6 protein-coding genes are annotated in these 6,565 nt (G+C 70.7%); 5 read left to right on the top strand and 1 reads right to left on the bottom strand.

Going from position 1 to position 6,565, the window contains the following annotated elements:
* The coding region (locus tag ACTHL4_RS00565; RefSeq protein WP_440280780.1) for an MGH1-like glycoside hydrolase domain-containing protein at window positions 1-495 on the top strand (495 nt) is incomplete at its 5' end.
* A 58-nt stretch (window positions 496-553) separates the two neighbouring features.
* The gene (locus tag ACTHL4_RS00560; protein ID WP_440280779.1) at window positions 554-2,785 is read left to right on the top strand and encodes an ATP-dependent DNA helicase; all 2,232 of its coding nucleotides are present in this window, start codon (window positions 554-556) and stop codon (window positions 2,783-2,785) included.
* A gap of 23 nt (window positions 2,786-2,808) precedes the next feature.
* Here ACTHL4_RS00560 and ACTHL4_RS00555 read toward each other — a convergent pair whose 3' ends face one another.
* A complete protein-coding gene (locus ACTHL4_RS00555; RefSeq protein ID WP_440280778.1) occupies window positions 2,809-3,894 on the bottom strand; it encodes an iron-siderophore ABC transporter substrate-binding protein in 1,086 nt (361 codons plus the stop codon).
* Window positions 3,895-3,975: 81 nt separating this feature from the next.
* Here ACTHL4_RS00555 and ACTHL4_RS00550 point away from each other — a divergent pair, with 81 nt between their 5' ends.
* From ACTHL4_RS00550 to ACTHL4_RS00540, 3 genes are all read left to right on the top strand, one after another.
* A complete protein-coding gene (locus ACTHL4_RS00550) occupies window positions 3,976-5,049 on the top strand; it encodes a FecCD family ABC transporter permease (protein ID WP_440280777.1) in 1,074 nt (357 codons plus the stop codon).
* Window positions 5,046-6,137, top strand: coding sequence for a FecCD family ABC transporter permease (locus tag ACTHL4_RS00545; RefSeq protein WP_440280776.1), 1,092 nt, complete (start codon window positions 5,046-5,048; stop codon window positions 6,135-6,137). The genes ACTHL4_RS00550 and ACTHL4_RS00545 overlap by 4 nt, the downstream gene beginning before the upstream one ends.
* Window positions 6,134-6,565, top strand: a 432-nt coding sequence (locus ACTHL4_RS00540; protein WP_440280775.1) for an ATP-binding cassette domain-containing protein, incomplete at its 3' end; no start/stop codon positions are given. The genes ACTHL4_RS00545 and ACTHL4_RS00540, both read left to right, overlap by 4 nt.

Below are 6,565 nucleotides of genomic sequence, written 5' to 3'. Positions count from 1 at the left end.
CTCTCCTTGCACGGCATCCGGTCGTTGTCGGCGGCATACCGCACGCCATTGACTGTCGACGTCGACGGCGCGGACTTCAGCGTCGGCTACACCCCGGCCGAGTCCGACAGCGCCCTGTTCGGCGGCAACTCCAACTGGCGTGGGCCTGTGTGGTTCCCGGTCAACTTCCTGCTGGTGGACGCGCTCGCGACGTATGCCGAGGCCTATCCCGGCGAGCGGGTCGAGCATCCGACCGGCTCGGGTGACGAGCACAGCCTGCAGGAGATCACCGCCGACCTGACCGACCGCCTCGTGCAGCTCTTCCGGCCGGACGGCGCGGGGCGGCGGCCGGGTACGCCGAAGTGGTATCCGAGCGGGCCGCTGTGGGACCAGCATCCGACATTCAGTGAGTACTTCGACGGCGACGACGGTTCCGGCCTCGGCGCCACCCACCAGACCGGCTGGACTGCGCTGGTCGCCTACCTCATCTGCCGCGGCCCGGCGCCCGCCACCTGACCGACCCGCCTGTGGATGGTGCGCGCCCGGGGGAGGAGCGACGGCCTACCCTGTGGGGATGCCTGCCGATCTGGATGCCCTGATGCACGCTGCCGTCGGAGGGGTCGGTGGCAGTGACCGGCCGGGGCAGCAGCAGATGGCACGCGCGGTGGATCAGGCGGCGCGGGACGGTTCGCACCTGCTGGTGCAGGCCGGCACCGGCACCGGCAAGTCGCTGGCCTATCTGGTCCCGGCGATCCGGCACGCCGTCGAGACGCATCGGCCGGCGATCGTGGCCACGGCCACCCTGGCGCTGCAGGCCCAGATCGTCGACCGCGACCTGCCCCGCATCGCCGACGCACTCGCCCCGATCCTGGGCCGACGGCCGACCTACGGCCTGGTGAAGGGTCGGCGAAACTACCTCTGTCTGCATAAGATCGAGGGCGGCTACCCCGAGGAGGAGGACTCCCTGCTCGAGGTCGGGGACGTCGATCGGGCCGCGGGGCGGATCGGTGAGGAGGTCGTGCGGCTGCGCGAGTGGGCGCAGGAGACCGACACCGGCGAGCGGGACGAGCTGGTGCCGGGCGTCAGCGAGCGTGCCTGGCGGCAGGTCTCGGTCTCCGCCGAGGAGTGTCTCGGCTCGAAGTGCCCGATGGTGCAGGAGTGTTTCGTCGAGCGGTCCCGCGCCGCGGCCAAGGAGGTCGACGTCGTCGTCACCAACCACAGCTTCATGGCGATCGATTCCTTCGAGGGCCGGCAGATGCTGCCCGAGCACGACCTGCTCGTCGTGGACGAGGCCCACGAGCTCGTCGACCGGGTCACCTCGACCATCACCGATGAGGTCACCGGCGGGATGATCGCCACCGCGGCCCGGCGCTGCGGCCGGATGGCCGACGCCTCCACCATGCGCGAGGCGGGGGAGTTGCTGCAGGAGCTGCTCAACGGCGTGCAGGAGGGCCGGCTGCTCGGGATTCCCGACAACCTCGCCCTCGCCCTCACGCGCGTGCGTGATGCGGCCCGGTCCGTGCAGAGTGAGCTCAAACCCGCGTCGCCGGCGGACAATGACGCCTCCCGCCAGGTGGCGCGTGCCGCGGTCGACGAGATCTTCGACAACTGCGACCGCATCCTGGAGGGCCGCGAGCTCGACGTCGTCTGGGTGTCGCAGGATCAGCGACGTGGGGCGGTGCTGCGCGTCGCCCCGATGAGCGTCGCAATGCTGTTGCGGGACAAGGTCTTCGGCGACCGGACGGTCATCATGACCTCGGCGACCCTCGAACTCGGCGGGTCCTTCGACTCCGTCGCCGGCACGCTCGGGCTGCGCGGCGAGGGCGGCCCGCGGTGGACCGGCCTCGACGTCGGGTCACCGTTCGACTATCCGCGGCAGGCCATCGCCTACGTCGCCTCCCAACTGCCGCCGCCCGGACGCGACGGTATGTCGCCAGCGGCCATGGACGAGATCGAGACGCTGGTGCGGTCCGCCGGTGGCCGCACGCTCGGACTCTTCTCCTCGACCCGCGCCGCTCGCGCGGCAGCCGAGGAGATGCGCACCCGGCTCGGGGACGACATACCCGTGCTCTGCCAGGGTGACGATCAGATCCGCACTCTGGTGGCGCAGTTCGCCGCCGACCCCCGCACCTGCCTGTTCGGCACCATGACCCTCTGGCAGGGGGTCGACGTGCCGGGGCCGTCCTGTCAGCTGGTGATCATCGACCGCATCCCGTTCCCACGCCCCGATGACCCACTGGCGTCGGCACGTTCGCAGGAGATCGCCCGCCGCGGCGGCAACGGCTTCATGTCGGTGTCGGCCACCCATGCCGCGCTCCGGCTCGCCCAGGGAGCCGGGCGGCTGGTGCGCAGCAGCGCGGACCGGGGTGTCGTGGCCTTCCTCGACACCCGGATGATCACCGCCCGCTATGCGGGCTTCCTGCAGAAGTCCCTGCCGCCCTTCTGGCCGACGACCGATCGGGCGCTGGTGCTCAAGGCATTGCGTCGACTCGACGAGACGGCGAACGACACGGGCGCGCAGCCCGCGGCGGAAACGCCCGCTGTGACGACGGCCGCCGACGCGGTCCAGGAGGTGGCCGCCGACGAGACACACGACGTGCCGGACGAACTCACGCCGCAGCCCGATCGTGCACAGCAGCCGGTGACGCCGGACCCGGCCCCTTCAGTGCCCGGCTGGACCGCCGAGGACGACGAGGAGTTGCGCGACGGCGCCGACCTCGGGCTCGGCCCCGAAGAGCTGGCCGAGCACCTCGACCGGCCATTGGAGGAAGTGCGAAACCGGCTGGTGCAACTGCAGATCGGCTGATCCTTGGCGGCATACGACCGAGGTCACTCGTGGATGATCGCCACCTTCGTGGAGGTCTTGCCGTCCACAGCCGCGGCCAGTTGCGGCACGTAGCGCTTGAGCACCCACGGGATCGACAGCGGGGTCACCATGCTGAACGCCGAGGCGTAGGTGCTGGCCTTCTTGCTGTCGCCGATCGCGCTCGGCACGTAGATGGTCCGGCCCTCCCGGAACGCCTTCGTCTGCTCGTAGAGCCCGCCGAGCTTGGACTTCACGTTCGCCGGGCTGTCCAGCCAGACGACGACGTCGAAGTCGATCTCCTTGGTGCGCTCGGCGCTGATCGACCCGCCGAAGGTCTTGCCGCCGATGTCCTCGAACTTCGCCGGGAAGGTGAAGCCGAGTGCGTGCTGCACCTGGGAGCGGATGTCGGACGGCCCGTAGATGTAGGCACCTTCGTAGGGAGTCGCCACGACCGCAGTCTTGCCGACGAACTGCGGATGCGACTTCTTCGCCGCCGCGAGGTCGCCTTTCACGGACGCGACCAGCTGGGCGCCCTCGTCGTGCTTGCCGAGGGCGTCGGCGATCAGCTGCGCGGTCTCGTCCCACGGCGTGCCCCAGTCGACGTGGCCCTTCGGGGCGGCGATGGTGGGCGCCAGCTTGGACAGCTTGGCGTAGTCGGACTGCTTGAGGTCCGAGTAGATGGCGACGATGAGGTCGGGCCGCAGGGTCGCGATCTGCTCGATGTTCAACTTCTGACTGTCGAGCACCTCGGGCAGGGGTGCGTCGCCCAGCTTCGGCTTCGCCCAGGGGTAGATCTCACCCTTCGCGGCGCCGAGCCAGGAGGTCACGGCCACGGGTACGACTCCGAGTGCGAGCAGCGAGTCCTGCTCCAGCAGGCCGACGCAGACCACCCGCTGGGGTGCCGCGGTGATGGTGGTCGAGCCGTATTTGTGCTGCACGGTTACCGGGAACGCTGCCCCGTCCTGCGGCCGGCCGGCCGCCCCGGGCGAGCCGGCGGTGGCTGCCGCGGCGCCGCCCGAACTGCGGCCGCAGGCGGACAGCAGGGCACTGAGGCCGGTCAGCGCCAGGGCACTGCTGCCGGCGAGGACGTGACGACGGGACGGTTGCATGGTTCTCCTGACCGTGATGAAGTGACGTGGTTAGGGAAGGCTAACCTATAGTCGAGATGGCATCGAACCGACAGGACTGATGTGACCACGCTGGAACGGCGCAGCACAGCGAATACGCTTGCCGATGAAGGACATTCGTCGATATCACGGTCGCCGCACGCAGCGCGCAGCGGCAGCTGGCGCGTCGTCGCGATCCTGGCCATCGCGCTGCTGGGATGCGGCCTGCTCAGCTTGATGATCGGCAACGTGGCCATCAATCCGGTCCGCACCCTGCAGGTGCTCTTCGACCCCGACAGCTCGCAGGCCGCCGCGATCATCCACCAGCTACGGTTGCCGCGCACCGTTCTGCTGTTGGCCGTCGGGCTGGCACTGGGTATCTCCGGTGCGCTCATGCAAGGGCAGTCCCGCAACCCGCTGGCGGACCCGGGACTGCTGGGCGTCTCCGAAGGTGCGTCCCTCGCCGTCGTCCTGGCCATCTTCTGGTTGCACATCGACTCGCCCGCGGCCTACGCCTGGTTCGCCCTGCTCGGCGCCGGTGTGACCGCGTGGCTGGTGTTCGCGATCAGCGCGATCCGGGGCGGCCCGTCGCCGCTGACCCTGGTCCTCGCCGGTGCCGCCGTCAGCGCGCTCGCGTCGGCGGTCATCACCTCCGTCGTCACCGCGAACGTCTCGACGCTGGACCAGTACCGCTTCTGGGTCGTCGGCTCGGCGAGTGGGCGCGGCATCGAGGTGTTCTGGCAAGTGGCACCGTTCCTGGTGCTGGGGCTGGTCCTCACGGTCGTCTGCACGCCCGCGATCAACCTCTTGCAGCTGGGTGACGACGCGGCGCGGGCCCTCGGCGTGCGGCCGGGCCTGCACAAGTTGCTCGGCGTCTGCGCGGTGATGCTGCTCACCGGGGGTGCGGTCGCCGCCTGCGGACCGATCGGCTTCCTCGGGTTGGTCGCCCCGCACGTCGCTCGCTTCTGGTGCGGTCCCGACTACCGCTGGGTGGTGCCGTACTCCGGCCTGATCGGCGCGATCGTGCTGAGCCTGGCCGACATCCTCGGGCGCGTCATGGCCGGTGGGGCAGAGGTGCAGGTTGGCATCGTCATGGCGCTCGTCGGTGGTCCGGCCTTTGTCCTGCTCGTGCGTCGGACCCGGTTGGTGCAGCTATGAGATCAGCGATCACGGGTGCGGCCGCCGTTGCGGCACCGCTGCGCCCCGCCATACGACTCGGCCGCACGTCGTGGCGGCTGCATCCCCGGGCGGCGCTGTGCGCGGTGGCGGCGGGTGTGCTCGTGCTGGCGCTGCTGGTGGTCGACCTCGCCTACGGCGACCTGCGGATCCCGTTCGGCGACGTGGTGCGTGCGTTGCTCGGTGACGCCTCGGGCGTCAACGCGTTCATCGTGCGCGACGTCCGCCTCCCCGAAGCGTCGGTCGCGCTGCTCGCCGGGCTCGCGCTCGGATTGTCCGGCGCGCTGATCCAGACCATCGCCCGCAACCCATTGGCCAGCCCCGACGTCATCGGCGTCAACGCCGGCGCCGCAGCCGGTGCCGTGGGTTACATCGTGCTCTTCGCGGCCGCCGATTCCGGTGTGGCTTCGGGTGTTTCGGCCGACCTCGGACTGCCGCTCGCGGCCTTCTGCGGTGCGCTGCTGGCCACTGCGTTGCTGTATGCCGCCGGCTGGCGCGGCGGCCTCGACGGTCGCCGGCTGGTGCTGGTCGGCATCGGCATCGCGGCCGCTCTGACCGCCTGCACCTCGTGGTTGCTGGTGACGGCGCGGCTGCAGACCGCGGCGTCGGCGCAGGTGTGGCTGTCCGGGTCGCTCGCCGGCGTGACCGGCACCAACGCCCGCTGGCTGCTGGCCGTGCTGACGCTGGTGGCACCGGTCGCGCTGTGGCAGGGCAGCACACTCGACATCGTCGAACTCGGCGACGACACGGCCCGCGCTCTCGGCATACGGACCACCCGGGCGCAGGCGATCACACTGCTGTGCGCCGTCCTCCTCGCCGCGGTCGCCGTCTCCGCGGTCGGTCCGATCGGCTTCGTCGCGTTCGTGTGCCCGCAGATCGCCCGGCGGCTGGCCGGCACCTCGCGGCCGCCGTTGCTCACCTCCGCCCTGACCGGTGCGGTGCTGGTGCTGGCCGCCGACGTGATCACCCGGCTGTGGCTGACCGGGCTGGCGGTGGGCGTGGTCACCTCGCTGATCGGCGCCCCGTACTTCATCCACCTGTTGATCCGCACGCAAAGGCAGGACCCATGAGCCAGACATCCACGGCCGCCCTGGCCGACCGCCTCGCCGCCCCGGCGGCACGGTTGAGCGCAGACAACGTCACCGTCGGGTATGGCGACGAGCCCGTCGTCCACGACGTGTCGTTGCGGGTCCCGGATGGCAAGGTGACGACCATCATCGGGCCGAACGGATGCGGGAAATCGACTCTGCTGCGGACACTTTCGCGGTTGTTGACGCCGACCACCGGACAGGTGATGCTGGACGGCGACCCGATCGGGTCCCGCTCGGCCAAGCAGCTGGCCCGCACGCTCGCGCTGCTGCCGCAGAGCCCGATCGCACCGGAGGGACTGCTCGTCCGCGGCCTGGTCGGTCGCGGCCGGCCCCCGCCTCAGCGGTGGGTACAGCCGGGGTCGCACGGCGCAGGGGACATCGGGACCCATGCGATGCGCGGGACCGGC

It is taken from the genome of Flexivirga sp., from assembly GCF_051955415.1.
GTDB lineage: Bacteria > Actinomycetota > Actinomycetes > Actinomycetales > Dermatophilaceae > Flexivirga.
This window is presented reverse-complemented; position numbering and strand designations above follow the sequence as displayed.